Origin of the sequence: Castellaniella sp. (assembly GCF_004321985.1) — a bacterium.
In the GTDB taxonomy this organism is placed as follows: Bacteria; Pseudomonadota; Gammaproteobacteria; order Burkholderiales; family Burkholderiaceae_B; genus Castellaniella.
Map to the genome: position 1 here is coordinate 14,317 of NZ_SCQN01000022.1, position 21,590 is coordinate 35,906.

General features: G+C 64.4%; 17 protein-coding genes. 11 read left to right on the top strand and 6 right to left on the bottom strand.

Features of this window, described 5'->3' with window-relative positions:
* The first annotated feature begins 79 nt into the window (after positions 1-79).
* Positions 80-1,042, top strand: a complete 963-nt coding sequence (locus EPN31_RS05640; protein WP_291770621.1) for a tRNA threonylcarbamoyladenosine dehydratase — start codon at positions 80-82, stop codon at positions 1,040-1,042.
* Here EPN31_RS05640 and uvrA read toward each other — a convergent pair.
* On the bottom strand, positions 1,029-6,680 hold the full coding sequence (gene uvrA / locus EPN31_RS05645; RefSeq protein WP_291770626.1) for an excinuclease ABC subunit UvrA: 5,652 nt from the start codon (positions 6,678-6,680) through the stop codon (positions 1,029-1,031). The two genes, EPN31_RS05640 and uvrA, sit on opposite strands and share 14 nt — an antisense overlap.
* Positions 6,681-6,782: 102 nt before the next feature.
* On the opposite strand from uvrA, the gene EPN31_RS05650 reads away from it, so the two are divergent.
* Positions 6,783-6,911, top strand: a complete 129-nt coding sequence (locus EPN31_RS05650) for a hypothetical protein (protein WP_291770627.1) — start codon at positions 6,783-6,785, stop codon at positions 6,909-6,911.
* A 123-nt stretch (positions 6,912-7,034) separates the two neighbouring features.
* Complete coding sequence (locus EPN31_RS05655) at positions 7,035-8,045, top strand: glycosyltransferase family 2 protein (protein ID WP_291770628.1); 1,011 nt, start codon at positions 7,035-7,037, stop codon at positions 8,043-8,045.
* Between the two features lie 46 nt (positions 8,046-8,091).
* Here the strand turns inward: EPN31_RS05655 and EPN31_RS05660 are convergent, their stop codons facing one another.
* Positions 8,092-8,559, bottom strand: coding sequence for a hypothetical protein (locus EPN31_RS05660; protein WP_291770629.1), 468 nt, complete (start codon positions 8,557-8,559; stop codon positions 8,092-8,094).
* A gap of 166 nt (positions 8,560-8,725) precedes the next feature.
* Here EPN31_RS05660 and ettA point away from each other — a divergent pair, with 166 nt between their 5' ends.
* The 4 genes from ettA to EPN31_RS05680 all read left to right on the top strand — a co-directional run bounded on the left by ettA (position 8,726) and on the right by EPN31_RS05680 (position 12,381).
* Positions 8,726-10,399: an energy-dependent translational throttle protein EttA gene (gene ettA, locus EPN31_RS05665; RefSeq protein WP_291770630.1), complete on the top strand. Its 1,674-nt coding sequence runs from the start codon at positions 8,726-8,728 to the stop codon at positions 10,397-10,399.
* A 13-nt stretch (positions 10,400-10,412) separates the two neighbouring features.
* Positions 10,413-10,970 (top strand): isochorismatase family protein, encoded by a 558-nt coding sequence (locus EPN31_RS05670; RefSeq protein WP_291770631.1) that lies wholly within the window; start codon positions 10,413-10,415, stop codon positions 10,968-10,970.
* Between the two features lie 131 nt (positions 10,971-11,101).
* Positions 11,102-11,329 (top strand): glycine zipper 2TM domain-containing protein, encoded by a 228-nt coding sequence (locus EPN31_RS05675; RefSeq protein WP_291770632.1) that lies wholly within the window; start codon positions 11,102-11,104, stop codon positions 11,327-11,329.
* A gap of 164 nt (positions 11,330-11,493) precedes the next feature.
* The gene (locus EPN31_RS05680) at positions 11,494-12,381 is read left to right on the top strand and encodes an AEC family transporter (protein WP_291770634.1); all 888 of its coding nucleotides are present in this window, start codon (positions 11,494-11,496) and stop codon (positions 12,379-12,381) included.
* 61 nt (positions 12,382-12,442) lie between these two features.
* Here EPN31_RS05680 and minE read toward each other — a convergent pair whose 3' ends face one another.
* The 4 genes from minE to EPN31_RS05700 all read right to left on the bottom strand — a co-directional run bounded on the left by minE (position 12,443) and on the right by EPN31_RS05700 (position 16,188).
* The gene (gene minE, locus EPN31_RS05685; protein WP_291770635.1) at positions 12,443-12,715 is read right to left on the bottom strand and encodes a cell division topological specificity factor MinE; all 273 of its coding nucleotides are present in this window, start codon (positions 12,713-12,715) and stop codon (positions 12,443-12,445) included.
* A 2-nt stretch (positions 12,716-12,717) separates the two neighbouring features.
* On the bottom strand, positions 12,718-13,533 hold the full coding sequence (gene minD, locus EPN31_RS05690; protein ID WP_291770636.1) for a septum site-determining protein MinD: 816 nt from the start codon (positions 13,531-13,533) through the stop codon (positions 12,718-12,720).
* Between the two features lie 113 nt (positions 13,534-13,646).
* Positions 13,647-14,429: a septum site-determining protein MinC gene (minC, locus tag EPN31_RS05695; protein ID WP_291770637.1), complete on the bottom strand. Its 783-nt coding sequence runs from the start codon at positions 14,427-14,429 to the stop codon at positions 13,647-13,649.
* A gap of 7 nt (positions 14,430-14,436) precedes the next feature.
* Positions 14,437-16,188 (bottom strand): glutamine--tRNA ligase/YqeY domain fusion protein, encoded by a 1,752-nt coding sequence (locus EPN31_RS05700; RefSeq protein WP_291770638.1) that lies wholly within the window; start codon positions 16,186-16,188, stop codon positions 14,437-14,439.
* 33 nt (positions 16,189-16,221) lie between these two features.
* On the opposite strand from EPN31_RS05700, the gene EPN31_RS05705 reads away from it, so the two are divergent.
* From EPN31_RS05705 to ruvB, 4 genes are all read left to right on the top strand, one after another.
* On the top strand, positions 16,222-17,547 hold the full coding sequence (locus EPN31_RS05705; protein WP_291770639.1) for a cytochrome ubiquinol oxidase subunit I: 1,326 nt from the start codon (positions 16,222-16,224) through the stop codon (positions 17,545-17,547).
* Positions 17,544-18,593 (top strand): cytochrome d ubiquinol oxidase subunit II, encoded by a 1,050-nt coding sequence (locus EPN31_RS05710; protein ID WP_291770640.1) that lies wholly within the window; start codon positions 17,544-17,546, stop codon positions 18,591-18,593. The genes EPN31_RS05705 and EPN31_RS05710 overlap by 4 nt, the downstream gene beginning before the upstream one ends.
* A 4-nt stretch (positions 18,594-18,597) precedes the next feature.
* A complete protein-coding gene (locus tag EPN31_RS05715; RefSeq protein WP_291770642.1) occupies positions 18,598-20,346 on the top strand; it encodes a ClcB-like voltage-gated chloride channel protein in 1,749 nt (582 codons plus the stop codon).
* An 85-nt stretch (positions 20,347-20,431) separates the two neighbouring features.
* A complete protein-coding gene (ruvB, locus tag EPN31_RS05720; protein WP_291770643.1) occupies positions 20,432-21,499 on the top strand; it encodes a Holliday junction branch migration DNA helicase RuvB in 1,068 nt (355 codons plus the stop codon).
* Positions 21,500-21,590: the final 91 nt, after the last annotated feature.

The following is a 21,590-nucleotide window of genomic DNA, read 5'->3' on the forward strand; positions in this document are numbered from 1 at the left end:
ATTGCTTCCTATTGTAGGGGAGTTCGCCGTCGGCGACTAAAATGAGGCCGAATACACTTTGCTGAGGCCTGCTCAAGCCATGTCCGACGTTCCATCGTTTCCCCCTCTGCTGGTCGCGACGGGCGGCGGTGGTTGCGCGGCCGAGGGATGCCGCATCCCTTCAGCCGCCATTGGGGCGGATGAAGTAGACAGTGCCCGCCGGTTCGGCGGCCTGGATCGTCTGTATGGCGCCGGCGCTTTTGACGCGCTGTCGCGTCTGCATGTGGTGGTGGCCGGCATTGGCGGGGTGGGCACCTGGTGCGTGGAGGCCCTGGCCCGTTCGGGCGTTGGGGCCCTGACGCTGGTGGATCTGGACCACATTGCGGAGTCCAACGTCAATCGCCAGGTACACGCCCTGACCAGTACGCTGGGGCAGTCGAAGGTGCTCGCGATGGAGGCGCGGATCCGCGACATCGATCCCCTGTGCTGCGTGCGCTGTGTGGATGATTTCGTGGATCCCGGCAATCTGGCCGATATTCTGGTGACGCCGCCGGCCCCGCCCGCTTTGCGCAGTGTGCTGGTGGACTGCACGGATCAGGCATCGGCCAAGATCGCGATGATCCTGCACGCCCGGGCACTCGGGTGGCCTCTGCTGGTGTGCGGAGGCGCCGGAGGCAAGACGGATCCCCTGGCCCTGCGCGCCGGGGATTTGGCGGACGCCGTGAATGACGCCCTGCTGGGCCGGATCCGTCAGGAATTGCGCAAGCGCCATGGTTACCCGAAAGGCGGCGCGGCGGGCGGTAAGCCCCATCATCGTCCACCGCGCATGGGAATCTCGTGTCTGTGGTTCGATCAGCCGGTGGTGTTGCCGGCTGCCTGGACACACGAGGCCGCAGTGCCCGGTCTGGGCGGCGCTCCGGCCGCGACCCCCGCCGTCGCCGCGCCGTCGGGTCCGCAGGGTCTGTCGTGCGCGGGGTATGGCTCGGTGGTGACGGTGACGGCAACCATGGGCATGGCAGCCGCCGATTGGGCGATCCGCAAGGGGTTGTCTACCGCTTCATGAATTCCGCCAGGATCCGCCCGGTGTGTGTGGGGCTGGTGCACAGGTGTTCCGGGCTACCCTGGGCCACGACGCGGCCGCCCTGGTCGCCGCCTTCCGGACCTAGGTCCACAATCCAGTCGGCTTCGGCGATCACGTCCAGATTGTGCTCGATGACCACCACGGTATGACCGGCGTCCACCAGACGGTGCAGGACGTGGATCAGCTTTTCCACGTCAGCGGTGGACAGGCCGACGGTGGGCTCGTCCAGCACGTAGAGCGTGTGCGGGATGCGGGATGCGCGGCCCGTGCGCAGCACGCCTTCATCCAGATGGGCCTTGGTCAGCTCGGTCACCAGCTTGATGCGCTGGGCCTCGCCGCCGGACAGCGTGGGCGAGGGCTGTCCCAGCGTGAGGTATCCGAGGCCCACGTCCTGCATCAGTTGCAGGGCACGAGCAATTTTGCGGTGGGCCGCGAAATGCCCGACGGCCTCGTCGACTTCCATGCGCAGCACGTCGCCGGCACTGCGTTCGTGCCAGTGCACGTCCAGCGTTTCCTGATTGAAGCGCGCGCCATGGCACGCATCGCAGGGCACCTTCACGTCCGGCAGGAAGCTCATTTCGATGGTGCGCATGCCCTGGCCCTCGCACTCCGGGCAGCGGCCTTCACCGGTATTGAACGAGAACCGTGAGGCTGTCCAGCCGCGCAGGCGCGCCTCCCGGGTGCTGGCGTAGAGCTTGCGGATGTCGTCCCAGAATCCGATGTAGGTAGCCGGGCAGGAGCGCGGTGTCTTGCCGATGGGCGTCTGGTCCACTTCCAGCACCCGGTCCACAACGTCCCAGCCGCGAATCTGGCCGCATCCCCGCCAGTTTCCCGTGTCGACCCGGCCCACCTTGCCTGCCAGATTGTCCAGCAGGACTTCGCGCGCCAGCGTTGATTTGCCGGAGCCCGAGACCCCGGTGATCACATTCAGCCGCCCCAGCGGAATACGGGCATCGGCATGGTTCAGGTTGTGCAGCGTGGCGTCCAGGATCTCCAGCGATGGGGTGTCGGGCAAGACTTCACGCCGTCCGTTCATGGGGTGCGCCAGCGGCTCCCGCAGGTAGCGGCCAGTCAGCGATGCGGGATTGTCGATGATGTCCTGGACAGTGCCCTGCGCCACCACCATGCCGCCGCGTGTCCCGGCACCCGGGCCCACGTCGATGACGTGGCCGGCGCGGCGGATGGTGTCTTCGTCATGCTCGACCACAACCAGTGTGTTGCCATTGCCTTCCAGGCGGGCCAGTGCATCCAGCAGGATTCGGTTGTCCCGTGGGTGCAGGCCGATGGTGGGTTCGTCCAGGACGTAGCAGACGCCCTGCAGATTGGAACCGAGCTGAGCCGCCAGGCGGATGCGCTGGGCTTCGCCACCCGACAGAGTGGGGGCGGCCCGGTCCAATGCCAGGTAGCCTAGCCCCACGTCCATCATGAAGTTCAGGCGGCTGCGAATTTCGCTCAGGATGTCACGGGCGATCTCGGCCTCGCGGCCGCTCAAAGAAAGCCCCAGGAAGAAGCGCTGCGCGTCGCTTACGGGCAGCGCCGCCAGTTCGGCAATCGAGTGCTGGTGCCACTGGAAGGCGAGCGCCACGCGATTCAGCCGCTGGCCGTGACACTGCGGGCAGGTTTGCAGAGCCTGGCTGTCGTCTTCCAGCCAGGTGTTTTCTTCTCCTGTCTGGTCCTCCGTGAAGCCCAGCAGTTGTACGCCGGTGCCGAAGCATCCGGGGCACCAGCCGTGGCGGGAGTTATACGAAAACAGACGGGGGTCTGGCTCCGGAAAGCTTGTCCCGCAATTCGGGCAGGCGCGCTTGATCGAGAAAGTCAGCAGCGTCTGGGCTGGCGCGGGACCCACTGTGCGCCGCGCCTCCAGCGTGGCGGCGCCCGGCCGGGTCAGCCCCGTCAGTACGCGGAAGGTCCCGTGGCCCAGGGTCAGCGCCGCGCGCACGGCGTCGCGCAGTCCCGCTTCGTCGCGCGCGTCCACCATCAGATCGCGCACTGGGAGCTCGATAGTGTGTTCCTGGAACCGGTTCAGGCGTGGCCAGGGGCTCACGGGGATGAAGTCGCCGTCCACCCGCAGATGGCTGTAGCCGTGCGAGCCCGCCCATTTGGCGATTTCTGTGTAGTAGCCCTTGCGCGCCACGACCAGCGGCGCCAGCAGCCCGATGTGGTCGCCCGCGTGATCGCGCAGCAATTGCGCGACGATCTGCTCCGGGCTCTGGGGTGCCACCGGGACGTGGCAGTCCGGGCACATCTGCGTGCCCAGGCGTACATAGAGCAAGCGCAGGAAATGGTGGATTTCCGTCATGGTGGCCACGGTGGACTTGCGCCCGCCCCGGCTGGTGCGCTGCTCGATGGCCACGGTGGGCGGGATTCCGTAGATGGCGTCCACGTCGGGCTTGCCGGCTGGCTGCACGATGGCGCGCGCGTAGGCGTTGAGTGATTCCAGGTAACGGCGTTGGCCTTCGTTGAAGAGAATGTCGAAGGCCAGCGTCGATTTGCCTGAGCCGGAAACGCCCGTGATGACGGTGAATTCGTTGCGGGGGATGTGGACGTCGATGCCCTTCAGATTGTGTTCCCGGGCATTCAGGATGTGGATGTCGGGGCTGGCTGGCGTGTGCGGGCGGGCGACAGGTTCGTGCAGGGTCAACCCGTGGGTATCCATTTCGCGGGTGTAATCGCTCAGTGCGCGTCCTGTGTAGGAATCGGTGCAGTGCATCACATCGTCCGGGGTCCCCTGAACGATGATTTGGCCGCCCTGGTCGCCGCCTTCGGGGCCCAGGTCCACGATCCAGTCCGCAGCGCGGATCACGTCCAGATTGTGCTCGATGATGAGCAGCGAATGGCCGGCCGTCAGCAATTTCCGGAAGGCGCGCATCAGCCGCGCGATGTCGTCGTAATGCAGCCCGGTGGTGGGTTCGTCGAACAACAGCAGGCTGCCCTTGCGCACGCCCTGTGGGGCTCGCGAGCGGGCTGCCTCGGCCAGGTGGCCGGCGAGCTTCAGGCGCTGGGCTTCGCCGCCCGAAAGTGTCGGGACGGGCTGCCCGAGGCGAACGTATTCCAGCCCCACGTCAGCCAGGGGCGCGAGACCCCACTGCACGTCACGCAGTCCCTTGAAGAATTCCAGGGCCTCGCTCACCGTCATGTCCAGGACTTCGTCGATGGACGCCGTGCGCCCCATGTGTTCGATACGGACTTCCAGGATCTCCGGCCGGTAGCGGTGGCCGTTGCAGTCCGGACAACGCAGGTAGACGTCCGACAGGAATTGCATCTCCACGTGTTCGAAGCCTGTGCCGCCGCAGGTCGGGCAGCGGCCGTCGCCGGTGTTGAAACTGAAGGTGCCGGCGGTGTAGCCGCGCTCGCGAGACAGATCGGCGGCCGCAAACAGCTTGCGGATGGCGTCGAAGGCCCCCACGTAGCTGGCAGGGTTGGATCGCGCCGTCTTGCCGATGGGTGTCTGGTCCACCAGCACAATGTCGGCGAGCCGCTCCGCGCCCAGCAAGGCGTCATGTTCCCCAGGCGCGTCCGTGGGCCGACCCAGACGCTTGCGCATGGCTGGGTACAGCACGTCCTGGACCAGCGTGGATTTGCCCGATCCCGAAACGCCGGTGAGGCAGACCAGGCGCCCCAGCGGGATAGCGAAGTCCACATTCTTCAGGTTGTTGGCTCTGGCGCCCTTCAGCAGCAGCCTGGGCGTGTTGTCGGCCACCGGCATGGGCCGCGGGGCTTCAATGTGCCGGCGGCCGCCAAAGTATTCGCCAGTCAGCGTATGCGCGGATGCCAGCTCGGCCGGCGTGCCGTCGAACACGATTTGCCCGCCGCGTTCACCCGGCCCCGGGCCGATGTCCAGGATCCGATCGGCCGCCACCATGACCTGGGGGTCGTGTTCCACGACGACCAGGGTGTTCCCATGGTCGCGCAGCCGCTGCATGACTTGCACGATGCGGTGGATATCCCGGGGATGCAGCCCGATCGAAGGCTCGTCCAGCACGAATAGCGTGTTGACCAGCGAGGTGCCTAGCGCGGTAGTCAGGTTGATGCGCTGGACTTCGCCGCCGGACAGGGTCCGGCTCTGGCGGTCCAGCGACAGATAGCCCAGCCCCACGTCGCACAGGAAGCGCAGCCGCGTGCGGACTTCGGCCAGCAGCTCGGCCAGCGCTTCGTCCATGACCTGGCCCAGTTCGATGTGCTCGAACCAGTCCCGGACTCGTGCAATGGGAAGTTCCATCAGGTCGTGGATGCCCAGGCCCGGCAAGGCCGCCAACTGTTCGATTGTCCAGGACACCCCAGCCGGCAGGAACCGGGGGTGGCCGGCGATGGGTTCGGTGCTGCGGCCCAGGCGCCACAGAGTGGCGTCGGGCTTGAGCCGTGCTCCCCGGCAGTGCTGGCAGGGCGTGTAGCTGCGGTATTTGGACAGCAACACACGCACATGCATGCGATAGGCCCGGGATTCCAGCCAGTCGAAGAACCGTTGTACGCCGTACCATTGGCGCTTCCAGGCCGAGGGACCGCCCTTCCAGTCGGGTGTGCCGTGTATGACCCAGTCTTTTTCCGTGGCGCTGAGCGTGTCCCAGGGGACGTCCAGGCGCACCCCGGCCTGGGGCGCATAGCGCTCCATGTCGTCCTGGCACTCTTTGTAGCTGGCGGTTTGCCAGGGTTTGATGGCGCCTTCGCCCAGGCTGCGTGTGCCGTCCGGAATCACCAGCCCATAGTCGATGCCGATGACGCGGCCGAATCCCTTGCAGTGCTCGCAGGCCCCGAGCGGCGAATTGAAGGAAAACGTGCTGGGTAGTGGAGTGGTGTAGGCGATGTCGCAGCGGGCACAGTGCAGCCCGGAGCTGAAGCGCCATTCTTCCTCGTGGTCCTCGAACAGCGCGTGCACACTGAGGTGGCCGTTACCCTGGCGCAGCGCGGTTTCCAGCGCTTCGTTCACCCGGGCAGGTTCTGCGGTTCCCAGTCGGAAACGGTCCTGGATCACCTGGAGGACCCGCTTGCCGTTGCGGCCCGTGGATGGCCCTTCGTCCTCCGGTTCGGCGGGATCTTCGTCGGGGCCCTCCGTCGCGCCGGCGGTGACTGGTTGCCGATCATAGGTCCGGGTGTAGCCCTGTTGTTCCAGGAAACCTCGGACTTCGGCTTCGGTGAAATTGGCGGGCACGGTGATGGGGAAGCTCACCACCAGCCGGGGGTCGGCTTCAGCGCACAGAGTCTGGAGCTGTTGCTGGATGCTGGCCGGGTTGTCGCGGTGCACGGGACCCGCGCATTGCCGGCAGTACAGATGCCCGGCACGCGCATAAAGCAGCTTCAGGTGGTCGTTGAGTTCCGTCATGGTTCCCACGGTGCTGCGCGAATTGCGCACCGGGTTCACCTGATCGATGGCGATGGCTGGCAGGATGCCGTCGATCCGGTCGACCTGTGGCTTGTCCATGCGGTCCAGAAACTGGCGCGCGTAGGGGGAGAAAGTCTCGACGTACCGGCGCTGACCTTCGGCATACAGCGTGTCGAAGGCCAGCGAGCTTTTGCCCGAGCCCGAGACGCCCGTGACGACGGTCAGTTCTCCGGTCTGGAAGGTGATATCGAGGTTCTTGAGATTATTCTGGCGAGCGCCAAGGATACGGATGGGAGCGTTCATGGCCTCATCATAATCCGGCCATTCGGATGTCAGGGTGCCCAGCAAAGTTTGTTAGAATGGTGTGTTTTGCTTTCATGCCCGCCCCCATTTCAGGAGATCCTCATGGCCGAAATCAAACGCACCCGGCGCAATACGCTGGAGCGCCGCTGTCTTGGCAAGTCCTTCAAGCGCCTTTTCATCCATGCGCCGAAGAGCGTTTTCAAGATGCTCGAGAAGGTCAAGCGCGTCTGACGACCCGCGCGGGACCGTATTGTTTTCATACAATTCGGTCTCAGGGAAACCACGGATCCAACGGTTCGTGGTTTTTTTTTGCAGCTATCATGGGGGCTCGGAAATCGAAAGGAGCTGACCGGCATGGCATGCTGGCGTCATTTGTTTTCCGTCGTTACCCCAACATACAACCGCGCCAGCACACTGGATCGGGTGTATCGGTCCCTCCAGGAGCAATCCTTCCAGGACTTCGAGTGGGTGGTGGTGGATGACGGGTCGACGGACCATACCCGTACCTTGGTACAGGGGTGGCAACAGGAAGCCAGCTTTCCGATCCGTTACGTCTGGCAACCCAATCAACATAAGAAAACGGCTTTCAACAACGGCGTGCGCCATGCGCGGGGCGAATGGCTGGTGGCCATCGACAGCGACGACGAACTGGATTCGAACGCGCTCTACCACATGTCCTGTGTCTGGGAACAGATCCCGCCGTCTGCGCGTGGACGATACGTGGCGATTACCGGCCTGTGCGCCGGGCCGGACGGCCGCATCGTGGGCGACATGTATCCTCAGGACGTGATGGACGTCAGTTCGCTGGACATGACCTTTCGCTACCATGTGCGTGGGGAAAAGTTCGGCTGCCTTCGTACCGATGTGCTGCGCCAGTTTCCGTTTCCCGAGGACATCCCCGGCTTCGTGCCCGAAAGCCTGGTCTGGAACGCGATTGCGCGGGCGGGCTATCTGACCCGCTTTGTCAATCAGGTCTTCCGGGTCTATCACGACAGCGCTGACAGTCTTTCCCGCCAGGGACGGGCTGCCGGTGGCGGGCGGCACGCACTGGGCCTGTGGCTGTTGGCGCAAGATACGCTGGAAAACTGCCTGCCCTGGTTCCGCTGCCAGCCGGCATCCTTTTTTGCCGCAGCGGCGCGCTATACGCGGTTTTCGCTGCACATGTGGCGCCGTGGCATCCGTCGCCCGCCCGGGCGGGCCCTGACGCACTTGGGCGCGCGCCTGATGGTGGCTGGTTGTGCGCCGTTGGGTCTGGCGCTGTTCATCCGGGATCGTCTGCGGGAAGGCCCCGATGATCGGGAACGGAATCGCCCCAGCTGTCCCGCTGTTTCGGCTTCAAAGAGCCACGGGAAGCAGAAGACGTAGGAATCGCCTCATGCGGGTCGACTCGCCAGCAGGCGTGGCGACTCGTTCAGTGTGTTTCCGGTGGCCCCTGATCGTCGTCATCCTCCAGATCGTCACGACCGTCCTGTTCCGGCGCGGGCTCGTCTCCCAGCCCGAATGGCAGCAGTTCTTCCAGCGTCTCCGACCAGCCGATTTCTTCGCCTTGGGCGTCCACCTTCACGAAGCGTGCGTCTTTCTGATCCGACAACTGGATCGCCCACAGGAACTTGCAATCCAGGGGGGTACCGTCGCTGAAGTTCAGCCCGCCCTGGCTGCCCAGGATGCGGGCATCGGGGCCACCTGCCTGGACGTGGGCGATGTCCTCATCCGTATCGGCGGGATCCAGCGGGATCGCGAAGAGAACCCACTCGAAGCCCTCGCCAGGTTCGGCAACGACCTCTGCAATCACGGGTTTGCCCAGGTAGGCACAGAGCGCGTCAGCGGTGCGGCCTAGCAGTGCGGTTTCGTCGGGGGTGAAGGCGAGAGGCAGAGGCATCGTGCGGACTCATCGAAAAAGGGGGCGGCAAGAGTGATTTTACGGGTTTCGGCTGGATGTCGGCCAGTTGCCAGGAGCAGCCGGATTGGGTTTTGCCCGGGTTGCAGCCTACAATCGTCCTGTCGCGCGGTTGAATCCTTCGGCCCGCAGTTTTGACGGTTGCTTGATGGCACAGTACGTATATTCCATGAACCGGGTCGGCAAGATCGTGCCGCCCAAACGCCAGATCCTGCGGGATATCTCCCTGTCTTTCTTCCCGGGCGCCAAGATCGGCGTGCTGGGCCTCAATGGCTCCGGCAAATCGACCCTGCTGAAGATCATGGCGGGGGTGGACACTGACATCGAAGGCGAGGCTATACCCATGCCGGGGCTGAAGATCGGCTATCTGCCCCAGGAACCGCAGCTGGATCCGGAACACACGGTTCGCCAGGCGGTCGAAGCCGGACTGGGCGAGGTCTTCGAAGCTCGCAAACGGCTCGACGAGGTGTATGCGGCGTATGCGGAACCCGATGCGGATTTCGATGCGTTGGCCGCTGAACAGGCTCGGCTCGAAGCCGTGATTGCAGCCTCCGCCACCAGTGGCAGCGATGACATCGAGACCCAAATGGAGATCGCGGCGGACGCTTTGCGTTTGCCGGCATGGGATGCCGTTGTCGGCCACTTGTCGGGCGGTGAAAAGCGCCGCGTGGCGCTTTGTCGGCTGCTGCTGTCCAAGCCGGACATGCTGCTCCTCGACGAGCCCACCAACCACCTGGATGCCGAATCGGTGGAATGGCTGGAGACTTTCCTGCACCAGTTTCCCGGTACCGTGGTGGCCGTGACCCATGACCGGTATTTCCTGGACAATGTGGCCGAATGGATCCTGGAGCTGGACCGCGGCCACGGCATTCCCTGGAAGGGCAACTACAGCTCTTGGCTGGAGCAGAAGGAAGACCGGCTCAAGCACGAAGAGGCCGCCGAATCGGCGCGCCAGCGTACCATCAAGAAAGAACTCGAGTGGGTGCGGCAGAATCCCAAGGGCCGCCAGGCCAAGGCCAAGGCGCGCCTGGCTCGCTTCGAGGAATTGTCCTCGGTGGACTACCAGAAGCGCAATGAGACCCAGGAAATCTTCATTCCCGTGGCCGAGCGCCTGGGCAACGAGGTCATCGAATTCCGTGACGTCGCCAAGTCCTTCGGTGACCGCGTGCTGATGGATGGCCTGAGTTTCAAGGTTCCGGCCGGCGCGATCATGGGCATCATCGGGGCGAACGGTGCGGGTAAGTCCACGTTGTTCCGCCTGATCACGGGCGCGGAAAAACCGGATTCCGGCGAAATCGTGCTGGGCCAGACCGTGAAACTGTCCCACGTGGATCAGTCGCGCGGCTCGCTGCCGGACGACAAGACAGTCTTCGAGGCCATCTCCGATGGCGCCGACTTGCTGACGGTCGGCCGCTTCGAGATGTCGTCGCGGGCTTATCTGGGGCGTTTCAACTTCAAGGGGGCCGATCAGAACAAGCGGGTGGGCAAGCTGTCCGGGGGCGAGCGTGGCCGCTTGCATCTGGCCAAGACATTGATCGCGGGCGGCAACGTCCTGTTGCTGGATGAACCCTCGAACGATCTGGATGTGGAAACCCTGCGCGCGCTGGAAGACGCGCTGCTGGAATTCGCCGGTTGCGTACTGGTGATCAGCCACGACCGCTGGTTCCTGGACCGGATCGCCACGCACATCCTGGCTTTCGAGGGGGATTCCCGCATCGTGTTCTTTGATGGAAACTATCAGGAATACGAGGCCGACAAACGGGTGCGCCTGGGCGAGGAAGCGGCGCGGCCGCATCGCCTGCGGTACAAGGCCCTGAAATAGAGCAGGGGTTGCAATGAAGGCGGTCACTGTTGATTCGGCGCTGTTGGCGGCTCATCGCAGCCTGTTGCTCATCGTGGACATGCAGGACAGGCTTTTGCCCGCCATCGATGATGCCCAGGCACTGGTGCGGCGCGTGGCGCGGTTGGCTCAGGCAGCTCGGCTGCTGTCCGTGCCGGTCTGGGCCACCGAGCATTGTCCGGATAAGATTGGCCCGACGGAGCCATCGCTCGCGGTTCACGTGGACAGGGTCCGGGCCAAGACGCATTTCAACGCCTGCCGCGAGCCCGATTTTCTGGCGCAATGGCCTCGCGGGCGGACCCGCGTGTTGTTGACAGGCACCGAAGCCCACATTTGCGTGTTACAAACGGGGCTGGGCTTGGCTCAGGCAGGGTACCGGCCTGTCCTGGTGACGGATGGCGTGGGTTCGCGTCGGCCCGAGGATCAGTCGATCGCCTGTCAGCGCTGGCGGCACTACGGGCTTGAAACGATCACAATCGAGATGGCCATCTACGAGTGGCAGGAAACCCCGGCGCACCCGGCGTTTCGGGATGTACTGAAGCTTGTGAAGTAGGCCATGGGCGCCCGGTGTCCGAAACAAATGTAGTGTCGGCTCACAGTTTCGGCGGGTGGGCTGGTATATAAAGGTATCGACGGTGCCTCTGTGGCATTCCGGACATCATTCCATTCGAAAAGGAGAACTTCATGACCCTCACGACATTCGGAAAACTGAGCGTGGCCGTGCTGCTGGCCACCGCCATGGCCGGGTGCTCCTCTTGGGACAACATGAGCTATCGGCAAAAATCCACCGTCACAGGCGCTGGCCTGGGCGGTGTGGCGGGTGCCGTCATTTCCGGTGGCGGAATCCTGGGTACTGTGGGTGGCGCGGCCATTGGCGGCATCATCGGCGACCAGATCGGAAAAAATCGATGAAGCGCAGCCCCGGTCCGGCGCTTTGATCGCCGCGGGCGCCCTTCGGGGCGCTTCTTTTTTGCCTGGCGCGAACGCCGGGCCGGCCGTAGCGGGCGATCCAGGGTGCGGGCCGATGCCGCGCTGTACACTCCAAGCTTTGTGTCGATTGATCCCGCGGCCCCGCCATGCTGCTCACCCTGCTGAACATCGTCCTGCCCGTGTTTGCAGTTGCCGCCCTGGGATCCGTTTTCGGACGCCGCCAGACGCGGCTCCCGGATATGGGGTTCATCAACCACGCCAATGTGGTGGTGTTCTGCCCGGCGCTGGTGTTTTCAGCGTTGCTCGACAATCCGATGAATCTGTCGCAGGCCTGGCCGCTGGTCGCCGCGGCTGCCCTCATCATTCTCATCCCGGGGTTGCTGCTCGCACTGGTGCCGCCTCTGACGCGGACTCGTGCCGGGTTCCTGGTCCCCGGCATGTTCCGCAACACGGGCAACATCGGTATTCCGATCATGATGCTGGCCTATGGCAAGGATCTGCTGGGCGACATTGTCATTCTGTTTGTGATCTCCAACCTGCTGCAGTTTTCCATCGGGCTGATGCTGTTGTCGCCGGGTGGCAATCGATGGTTGTGGCTGAAGAACCCCAATATCTGGGCGGCGGTGCTGGGGGTCGCGTTGGCGCCTTATCGGGCGTGGATTCCACAGTTCGTCACGACATCGGTGGATCTGACGGGGCAGATCGCCATCCCGCTGATGCTGTTTGGCCTGGGGGTGCGCCTGTCGCAGGACCGTATCGATCAGATCGGGCTGGCGCTGAAGGTCAATGGCCTGTATCTGCTGGCGGGGCTGATCACGCTGCCCATCGTGTTCTGGTTGCTGCCACTGACCCCGGAATGGATGCGGCTCGTGTCCCTGTCGGCGATGCTGCCGCCGGCGGTCCTGAATTACCTGCTCAGCGAGCAGTACCGGGTGGAGCCCCGGACAGTGGCCGGCGTGGTCCTGCTGGGCAACATCCTGTCGGTGGCGACGGTACCACTGGTCGTATGGGCCACACTGACTTGGTTGCAGTAGGGAAGGCATGCCGCTCCACTGCGTGGAGGGGAGCCTGCGAAACAGGTGTGTCGGATCGCGTTCAGGCCGATGGCCGCGGCTGGGCTTGCGGCATCTCGATCTTGACTTCCAGGACTTCCAGCGAGTCCTGGCGGTCCAGGTTGACCTTGATGTCGTCGGGGTTGACGTTCACATACTTGGAGATTACAGCGATCAGTTCCTTCTGGAGCTGAGGCAGGAAGTCCGGACCGTTACTGCCACTGCCGCGCCGGTTGATCAGGATGAGCTGCAGCCGGTCCTTTGCGATGCTGGCGGACGATTTCTTCTCACCGCGTAGGAAATCCAGGAAAGACATGATCATTTCCCCCCGAACAGGCGCTTGAACAGGCCGGGCTTCTCGTAGTCTACGAAACGCAGCGGTTTCTCTTCGCCGAGGTAGCGCGCCACGACGTCCTGGTAGGCGTCGGACACCTCGCTGTCGCGGATGTGAATGGCCGGGATCCCCTGGTTGGAGGCTTGCAGCACGATCTCGGATTCGGGGATGACGCCGATCAGCCGGATGCGCAGGATGTCCTCGATGTCGTTCAGCGACAGCATCTCGCCCTCGGATACGCGCTTGGCGTTGTACCGCGTGAGCAGCAGGTGCTCCTTCACGGGGTCCTCGCCGCGCTCGGCCCGGCGTGATTTGGCCGACAGGATGCCCAGAATGCGGTCCGAATCGCGCACCGATGAGACTTCAGGGTTGGTGACCACCAGGGCGTCATCCGCAAAATACGCGGCCATCAGCGCACCCGTTTCGATGCCGGCGGGGGAATCGCAGACAATGTATTCGAAGTCCATTTCGGCCAGGTCTTCCAGAACCTTGCCTACGCCATCGCGGGTCAGGGCTTCCTTGTCGCGTGTCTGGGAGGCCGGCAAGATATAGAGGTTTTCGAGCTGCTTGTCGCGAATCAGGGCCTGGTTCAGCGAAGCCTCACCCTGGATCACGTTGACGAAGTCGTATACGACGCGACGCTCGCAACCCATGATGAGGTCCAGGTTGCGGAGTCCGACATCGAAATCAATGACCACTGTCTTGTGACCGCGCATGGCCAGGCCGGCCGAAAAACTTGCGCTGGAGGTTGTCTTGCCCACGCCTCCCTTGCCGGAGGTGACTACAACGATGCGCGCCATGGTGAATGGTTTCCCCTCTGTTCAAAATTCATGACATCGTAAAGCAAAAAGCCGGATTCGATGAGAGCCTGCCTTCATCGCGTGTGACGGATGGTATCCGGTTCCCTTTGTGGTCAAAGTGATCCGTCCGATTCATCCAGCGTGCGGATGCGTAGTGTGTCGCCGTCCAGGGAAACCTGGGCAGGCCGGTTCTGCAGGCTGTCTGGCAGGCGCGTCTCGATCACGCGATAGACGCCAGCGATAGCCAGCAGCTCCGGATCCAGTTGGGTGGTGAGGATCATGGCATCGGTGCGCCCGTGGGCGCCTGCCATGGCCTTGCCCCGCAGCGGTCCGTAGACGTGGATATTGCCGTCGGCGATGACCTCGGCGCCCTGACTGACCATCCCCATGACGATCAGATCGGTGCCCTTGGCGTAGATGCGCTGGCCCGAGCGCAGCGGGTGGCGCACCACCAGCGTCTCGCCGGTAGCGGCTGCGGAGGTAGCGCCGTCACGCTCGGCTGCTACGGGTTTCTCGGTTGATGCGGTCTTGCGGGCGGCCTGTGCAGGTTTTGAAGTTCTGCTGCCCGATCCTGCTGTGGCTGCCGGGCTCGCGGAAATGTCGAGCGGAGCCAGGCCCGATTGGGCAGCTTGTGCTTGCAATTCAGCGCTGGCGTGTACGCCGATGGGGTGCAGGTGGTGCCGGCGCAGCGCGGCAGCCAGCGCCTCCCAATCCGGGGATTCGGTCAGTCCCTGGGCGTCGATGACGACCGGTTCGTTCTCGTAAAACGCCCCCGCCTCGCGCATGCGGGCGTCCAACGCTGTTACCAGTGTGTCGGTATCCTGGTCGTGCAGGACGGCCCGCAGGGCGTAAAGGGTGGCGCTCTTGAAATCCAGGGCAGTGGATGTTTTGGCCATATGCGTCCTATGCCCAGGTATCGCGCAGCGTGGCCGCACGGTTGAGAATGGGGTGATCTGGCGATGACAGTTCCCGGTCGGCCACAAAGTAGCCCAGGCGTTCGAACTGCCAGCTGGCGCCAGGCTCGGCCCGGACGCCTGGCTCCAGCCAGGCCCGGACTGTACGGCAGGAATCCGGGTTCAGGGCCTCGAGGAAGTTTCGGTCGCCGCCGTCGGGGTGTGGGTCGGCGAACAGACGGTCATAGAGGCGGATCTCCGCCGGGACGGCGTGCGCGGTGCTGACCCAGGTGATGGCGCCCTTGACCTTCACACTGTCGGCACCGGGTGTGCCGCTACGCGTGTCAGGCAGGTATTCCGCGTGGACCTCGATGATCTCGCCTTGGGCGTTCTTGACGCAGCCGGTGCAGCGCACCACATAGCCGTATTTGAGCCGCACCAGATTGCCGGGGTACAGGCGGAAGTATTTCCGCGGCGGTTCCTCCCGGAAGTCGTCGCGTTCGATCCAGAGTTCACGCGTCAGCGGGAATTCGCGGCGCGTGCTCTGAGGGTCGTGGGGATTGCTGGGGGCCGAGCACATCTCGGTGCGGTCGGCCGGGAAATTGGTCAGGACCAGACGGATAGGATCCAGGACGGCCACGGCCCGAGTGGCGACCGGATCCAGATCGTCCCGCAGGGCCTGTTCCAGGAGGCTGTAGTCGATGCGGGAGTCGGACTTGGAAACGCCCAGACGCTCGCAGAACAGGCGGATGGCGCCGGGCGTGTAACCGCGCCGACGTAGCCCGACCAGTGTGGGCATGCGCGGGTCGTCCCAGCCGCTGACGTGGCCTTCTTCGACGAGCTGGCGCAGCTTGCGCTTGCTCGTGACCACATAGCTCAGGTTCAGGCGGGCGAATTCGTGCTGGTGAGGCAACGGCTCCGCCAGTTCGCCCAGTTCGGCGAGTTTCCGCAGGATCCAGTCGTAGAACGGGCGCTGATCTTCAAATTCCAGCGTGCAGATGCTGTGGGTGATGCCCTCCAGTGCGTCTTCGACCGGGTGGGCCCAGGCGTACATGGGGTAGATGCACCAGGCATCGCCCGTACGGTGGTGGCTTGCATGGCGGATGCGGTACAGCACAGGGTCGCGCAGGTTGATGTTGGGTGAGCCCATGTCGATGCGCGCGCGTAGTGCCATGCTGCCGTCCGGATGCCGTCCGGCCCGCATTTCGCGCAGCAGTGCCAGTGACTCCGCCGCCGGGCGGTCACGCCACGGGGAGTTGATGCCGGGTTCGGTCAGCGTGCCGCGCGTGGCCCGCATTTCATCGGCCGATTGTTCGTCGACATAGGCGTATCCAGCCTGTACCAGCGATTCGGCGAAACGGTACAGCGTCTTGAAGTAGTCGCTGGCGAAGTAGCGATGTTCCGTGCCATTCTGCGTCCAGTCGAAGCCTAGCCAGCGCACTATGTCGGCGATTGCCTGGACATATTCGTCCTCTTCTTTCTCGGGGTTGGTGTCGTCGAACCGCAGGTGGCAGATACCCTGGTAGTCGCGGGCCAGGCCAAAATTCAGGCAGATGCTTTTGGCGTGCCCGATGTGCAGGTAGCCGTTGGGTTCGGGCGGAAAGCGCGTGCGGATGCGGGCCGGGTCGATCTCGCCGGCCTGGCGGACTTCGGCCGGGCTGGGCGGCGGTGCCCAGCGCCGGTTCTGATACAGCCCCGAGCCCAGGTCATTGTCGATGATGGTGCGCAGGAAATTCGAGGCGGGCACGGTATCGGTGGTCATACTTCCGGGTCATAATCTAAACTAGCGCACATTATGACGCAAACCGCATGGGTTCTGTCGTTGACCCAGTTTTACCTGAGTCTGGGGTTCGTGCTGTTTTTCCTCTCTCTGGAACTGGGCCTGGCTTGGGTGCTTTTTGGACTCAGGCTGCGTGCGCACCGCAGCACGGCGGCGCTGCTCGCCTATCGGTTCTGGGTGCGGGTGTTCGCCCTTACGCTGATGCTGGGCTTTGGTGCCAGTCTGCCGCTGCTGCTGCAGTTCGGCACCCTGTGGCCGCGCATCATGGATCGCGCTGGCGAGGTCGTGGGCCCGCTGGTGGCCATGACCGTGCTGACGGCTTTTGTCTTCAAGTCCTGTTTCCTGGGTGCCATGCTGTACGGACAGCGCTCGCTGTCGGACCGGACGCATACGCTGGTAGTGGCCATGGTGGCGGTGGGGACCTCGCTCACGGCTTACTGGATTGTGACGCTACTGGCCTGGATGCAGTGGCCGGTAGGCACGACACTGTCCGAGAACCACTATCAGATCTCGGATTGGTTCGCTGTGATGGGCGGTGCCGCGCCTGCGCTCTTCGGGGTGCTGCTGACGGGCGGCATGGTTCTCGCGGCGACGCTGATGCTGGCAGTGACGGCCGTGCGGACCGATACTCGCCCCAGCGACGAGGGAGACCGCAGTGTCTACGCAGTCGGGCTGTGGCTGCTGCTGATCGCGCTGGTGCTGCAGGCACTTCTCGCAGCCAAGCTCGGCCTCGAGCTGCTGCCGGTCCAGCCGACGCGGCTGGCTGCGGTGATTCCTCAGTGGCGCAGCGGGTCGCCGGATCGCCTGACACTGCTGGCGTGGCTGGACCTGGATGCGCTGCGCAATGCATGGGCGCTGTATGGCCCGCAGGGCTCGGACTGGATGCCGCAGGTGCCGGGCTGGTTGAAGGGGTTGAAGGACCTGGCCGGCGTCAGTCCGCCCGTCTGGCCGACCTACGTATCGGCCCGCCTGGCGGTCATGCTGACGCTGCTGCTGGCAGTGGCGGCATTCTGGAGCCTCTGGCGCGGTTCCCGCCAGCATTACGAGCCGGACGTGCTGACCGCAGGTGGCCGCGTGCGCCTGCGCGTCATGATGTGGGGCGCCGTGGTCCTGCAGGCGGCGGGTTGGGCACATGTGCTGGTGGGCAGCCTACCCTATGCCGTCTACGGCACGATCACATTGCGTGAAGTCGGCACGACCCAGAACCAGGAGACCTTGTGGGGCGGCCTGGTGCTGCACCTGATCGTCTATGCGGTGCTCGCGCTGGGGTTTCATCAACTGCTGCTGCACACCACCCGGTTTGGCGTGGTGCCAGTTGCCCGACATCGGGGGCGCGCATGATCGAATCGCTGGCAGCGGCGCTGGGCTTGGGTGCGCAGGACCCGGCGTTCTGGATGCCGCTGGCCCTGATGGCCGTGTTTTTTGCCACGGTGGTCGCCGGTGTGCTGCTGGACGGCTTCGACATCGGTGTGGGCTGTGTGTCGCTGGTGGCGCCGCGTGCCTTGCGCCCCCGCATGTTGTCGCTGCTCGTACCATGGCGGGATGCGAATGAATTCTGGCTCTTTCTGGGGGTCGGGTTGTTTGCGGGGGCATTTCCCTACGCCTGGTCTCAGACGCTGGGGCGCCTGTATGTGCCGTTGTCCCTGCTTGCCCTGGGTACGCTGTTGCGTTCGGCCTGCTTCGAGTGGCGGCTGCGGGCGCCCGAGCAGCGTCAGCGGCGCTGGCAACTGGGGTTTGGCGCCGGGTCGGTGCTCACGGCGTTCGCTCACGGGTACATGCTGGCGAGGATCAGCGTGGCCTATGAGAGCGGCCCCGGCTATACCGGGTTTGCGCTGCTCATGGGGGCTTGCTCGGTAGCGGGATACAGTCTGCTGGGAGCGACCTGGCTCATGATGCGTGAAGCAGGCGAACTGCGGATCCGGGCGCTGCATTGGGCGCGCCGCACTTTGCGCTGGAGCGCGGTGGGGGCGGTGGGGGTTGCCGTGGTGCTGGATTTCTCCAATGCCGGCGTTTTTCTCAAATGGGGCGACGGCGAGCATTGGCGTGCCGTGGGCTTCGTCTGGGGAACGCTGCTGCTGTGCTTCGTGCTGACGGAGATGACGCTTCAGCGGCTGATGAACCGTAGCTATCGAGCGTCGGCCGCGCCGTTTGCGCTGGTGCTGCTGATCTTCCTGGTGGTGCTGGGCGGCTTGGCCTACAGCTTCTTCCCCTATCTGGTGCTGGATGAGGTCACGCTGTGGGATGCGGCCGCCCCTGTGGCCACGCTGCGGTTGGCGCTGTCCGCCACGGTCGTGGCGTTGCCCGTGGCCCTGATCTTCAACCTCTGGGTGTACTGGCGCATGTTGGGTCTGTCGCGTCCGCCACGTCCACCGGATTTCCGGGGCTGACCTCGTGCACTTCCCCCGGGCCCTGCTGCGTGCGGATGGCGTGGTCGCCATGCTGTGCTGGGCTGCTCTGGCCGGAGCGGGCGGAGCGGTGGTCACCATTGCCTTTCATGCCGGCATCCATCTGATCCAGCAGCTTTACGCCGGGCAGTCCGGTTCCATCGTCCAGGTCACGCGAAGCCTGTCCTGGGGGATGCGCCTGGTGATTCCGGCCGTGGGGGGGCTGTGCGCGGGGTTTCTGCTGCAGGCGGCGCACAAGGTCTCCCACGATCCACATTCGAGCTACATGGAGGCCGTCGCCATCGGTGATGGCCGCATGTCCATCCCGCAGGGGATCCTGCGGTCCCTGTCGTCGCTGTGTACCGTCGCCACAGGAGGCTCCATCGGGCGCGAAGGCGCGATGGTGCATCTGGCCTCGCTGGCTGCTTCCGGGCTGGGACGATTCCTGCACATCGATACGGCCCGTCTGCGCCTGCTGGTGGCCTGCGGGGCAGCGGCCGGGGTCTCAGCCGCATATGGCGCTCCCATCGCCGGTGCGGTGTTCGTGGGCGAGATCATCCTGGGATCCATGTCCTTCCAGAACTTCGGTCCGCTGCTCATGGCCGGCACAGTCTCCAGCCTGGTGATGCATCTGAGCGGCGAGTACGTCGCCCGCTACCCCATGCCGGACCTGCCGCCGGTCTCGGCTGAAATCATTCTGCCTTGCCTGGCCCTGGGCATCATTGCCGGGGTGGGGGCCGCCCAGTTCCTGCGGTTCGTGCACGTCGTGAAGACGCTGTTCGAACGGACGAAGCTGCCGCTTTCGTTGCGCCTCGCGTTGGGTGGGCTGCTGCTCGGTGGCGTGCTTACCCAGGTACCCGAGATGGCCGGCAACGGCAACAGCGTGGTGGTGGCATTGCTGCACGGCTCCTGGGTCTGGCAGACCGTCCTCTGGATGCTGTTGTTCAAGGTGCTGGCCACGGCACTGACGGCTGGGTCGGGCGCCATTGGCGGCGTGTTCACGCCCACCCTGTTCGTGGGGGCGGCATTGGGCATGTTGTTTGCTCAGGTGCTGACCGGTGCCTGGCCCGTGCTGGCCGGGCATGGCACTACGCTCGCTCTGGTGGGCATGGGGGCCTTTCTGGCAGCTGCCACCAGTGCGCCCTTCATGGCCATTCTGATGGTGTTCGAGATGACGCTGAGCTACCAGATGGTGCTGCCGCTGGTGCTCGCCTGCGTGGTGGCATATTTCGTGTCGCGCGGCCTGGCGCAGGCCGTGATGTATCAGGTGACTTTGCACCATGAAGAAAGCCAGGCCCTGCGCCAGCAGTTGCGAACGGCCCGGCTGGACAGCCTCATGCGGCCAGCGCAGACCGTGATTCACACGGATGCCCCGGTGCGTCGGGCACAGGAGATGTTCCTGGATTATCCAGTGCGCTATCTGTATGTCACGGACGCCAGCGATGTCTGGCAGGGTGTGATTGCGCAGCAGGACCTCACCCGCATGATGCTGGGCGAGGTCGATGTGCAGTCCAAGACCTGCGGCGAGGTGCTGCGGCTGGATTTCGTCAAGCCGCTGTATCCCGATCTGAGCCTGGATGAGGCTCAGATGCAGTTCAGCGCCTTTCGCGGCGAACGCCTGCCGGTGGTGAGCCGTGAGGCACGGCCCCGATTGCTGGGCGTGGTGTACAAGTCCGAGCTTCTGGAACGCTATTCGGAATTGAAGCGGGCTGTCGATAGCGAGGATGATTTTGTCCTGTCGCCTCGGCGACGCTAGTGCCGGGTGGCACCGGCGCCTTTCAGTGCGCGGGCACAGGTGTTAGCATACCCCCCATCTACTGGATATCAGCACAGCATTTTCCATGGCCATTCAAGCGGATTCCCTGTCGTCTTCCCCCCAGGACACCCGTCTGGTGGCGCCCGATATCGAATCGTTCACCGAAGATTCCATCGAGCGGGCGCTGCGCCCCAAGACCCTGTCCGATTATGTCGGCCAGCCGCGGGTGTGCGAGCAACTGGGCATTTTCATCGCGGCGGCGCGCCAGCGCAGCGAGGCGCTGGATCATGTGCTGCTCTTTGGTCCGCCGGGGCTGGGCAAGACCACGCTGGCCCATATCGTGGCCCACGAAATGGGCGTGCAGTTGCGCCAGACATCCGGGCCGGTGCTGGAGCGCCCAGGGGACCTGGCGGCGATGCTCACCAATCTGGAACGCAATGATGTCTTGTTCATCGACGAGATCCACCGCCTGTCGCCGGTCGTCGAAGAAATTCTCTATCCGGCGCTGGAAGATTTCCAGATCGACATCCTGATCGGCGAGGGTCCGGCCGCCCGTAGCGTCAAGATCGACCTGCAGCCTTTCACGCTGGTGGGCGCCACGACCCGGGCCGGCATGCTCACCAATCCGCTGCGGGACCGCTTCGGCATCGTCTCGCGGCTGGAATTCTATTCGGCAGAAGACCTGACTCACATCGTCCGGCGCAGCGCGGGGCTGCTGGGGGCCGAGACTTCTCCGGAAGGGGCCGTCGAGATCGCTCGTCGTTCACGCGGGACCCCCCGCATTGCCAATCGCCTGTTGCGTCGCGTGCGCGACTACGCAGAGGTCAAGGCGGCGGGCCGCATCGACGTGAACACGGCCCAGGCCGCGCTGGCCATGCTCGAGGTCGACCCCGAAGGTCTGGACCTGATGGATCGCAAACTGCTCGAAGCCATCGTGCACAAGTTCGATGGTGGGCCGGTGGGGGTGGACAGCCTGGCCGCCGCGATTGGCGAGGAACGCGACACCATCGAGGACGTCATCGAACCCTACCTGATCCAGAACGGCTATCTGCAGCGCACCCCGCGCGGCCGCGTGGCCACGCGCCGCTGCTGGGAACACCTGGGGCTGAAGGCGCCAGTGTCGGGTAACGCGCCCGATCTGTTCCGCGGCTGACCTCCGCTTAGCCCGGGCTGCGGTTCACACTGCTGTACCTGGGGGTGTTCTATTACGCACCGCCCAAGGCCATGAACCGGCCGATCTACTC

Bases quoted from the DNA above. Each gene is read 5' to 3' on its own strand.
- minC (WP_291770637.1), bottom strand. From the start codon at position 14,429: ATGGCCAAAACATCCACTGCCCTGGATTTCAAGAGCGCCACCCTTTAC.
- EPN31_RS05660 (WP_291770629.1), bottom strand. From the start codon at position 8,559: ATGCCTCTGCCTCTCGCCTTCACCCCCGACGAAACCGCACTGCTAGGC.
- minD (WP_291770636.1), bottom strand. From the start codon at position 13,533: ATGGCGCGCATCGTTGTAGTCACCTCCGGCAAGGGAGGCGTGGGCAAG.
- EPN31_RS05655 (WP_291770628.1), top strand. From the start codon at position 7,035: ATGGCATGCTGGCGTCATTTGTTTTCCGTCGTTACCCCAACATACAAC.
- ruvB (WP_291770643.1), top strand. From the start codon at position 20,432: ATGGCCATTCAAGCGGATTCCCTGTCGTCTTCCCCCCAGGACACCCGT.
- ettA (WP_291770630.1), top strand. From the start codon at position 8,726: ATGGCACAGTACGTATATTCCATGAACCGGGTCGGCAAGATCGTGCCG.
- EPN31_RS05640 (WP_291770621.1), top strand. From the start codon at position 80: ATGTCCGACGTTCCATCGTTTCCCCCTCTGCTGGTCGCGACGGGCGGC.
- EPN31_RS05710 (WP_291770640.1), top strand. From the start codon at position 17,544: ATGATCGAATCGCTGGCAGCGGCGCTGGGCTTGGGTGCGCAGGACCCG.
- EPN31_RS05675 (WP_291770632.1), top strand. From the start codon at position 11,102: ATGACCCTCACGACATTCGGAAAACTGAGCGTGGCCGTGCTGCTGGCC.
- EPN31_RS05700 (WP_291770638.1), bottom strand. From the start codon at position 16,188: ATGACCACCGATACCGTGCCCGCCTCGAATTTCCTGCGCACCATCATC.
- EPN31_RS05670 (WP_291770631.1), top strand. From the start codon at position 10,413: ATGAAGGCGGTCACTGTTGATTCGGCGCTGTTGGCGGCTCATCGCAGC.
- minE (WP_291770635.1), bottom strand. From the start codon at position 12,715: ATGTCTTTCCTGGATTTCCTACGCGGTGAGAAGAAATCGTCCGCCAGC.
- EPN31_RS05650 (WP_291770627.1), top strand. From the start codon at position 6,783: ATGGCCGAAATCAAACGCACCCGGCGCAATACGCTGGAGCGCCGCTGT.
- EPN31_RS05705 (WP_291770639.1), top strand. From the start codon at position 16,222: ATGACGCAAACCGCATGGGTTCTGTCGTTGACCCAGTTTTACCTGAGT.
- EPN31_RS05680 (WP_291770634.1), top strand. From the start codon at position 11,494: ATGCTGCTCACCCTGCTGAACATCGTCCTGCCCGTGTTTGCAGTTGCC.
- uvrA (WP_291770626.1), bottom strand. From the start codon at position 6,680: ATGAACGCTCCCATCCGTATCCTTGGCGCTCGCCAGAATAATCTCAAG.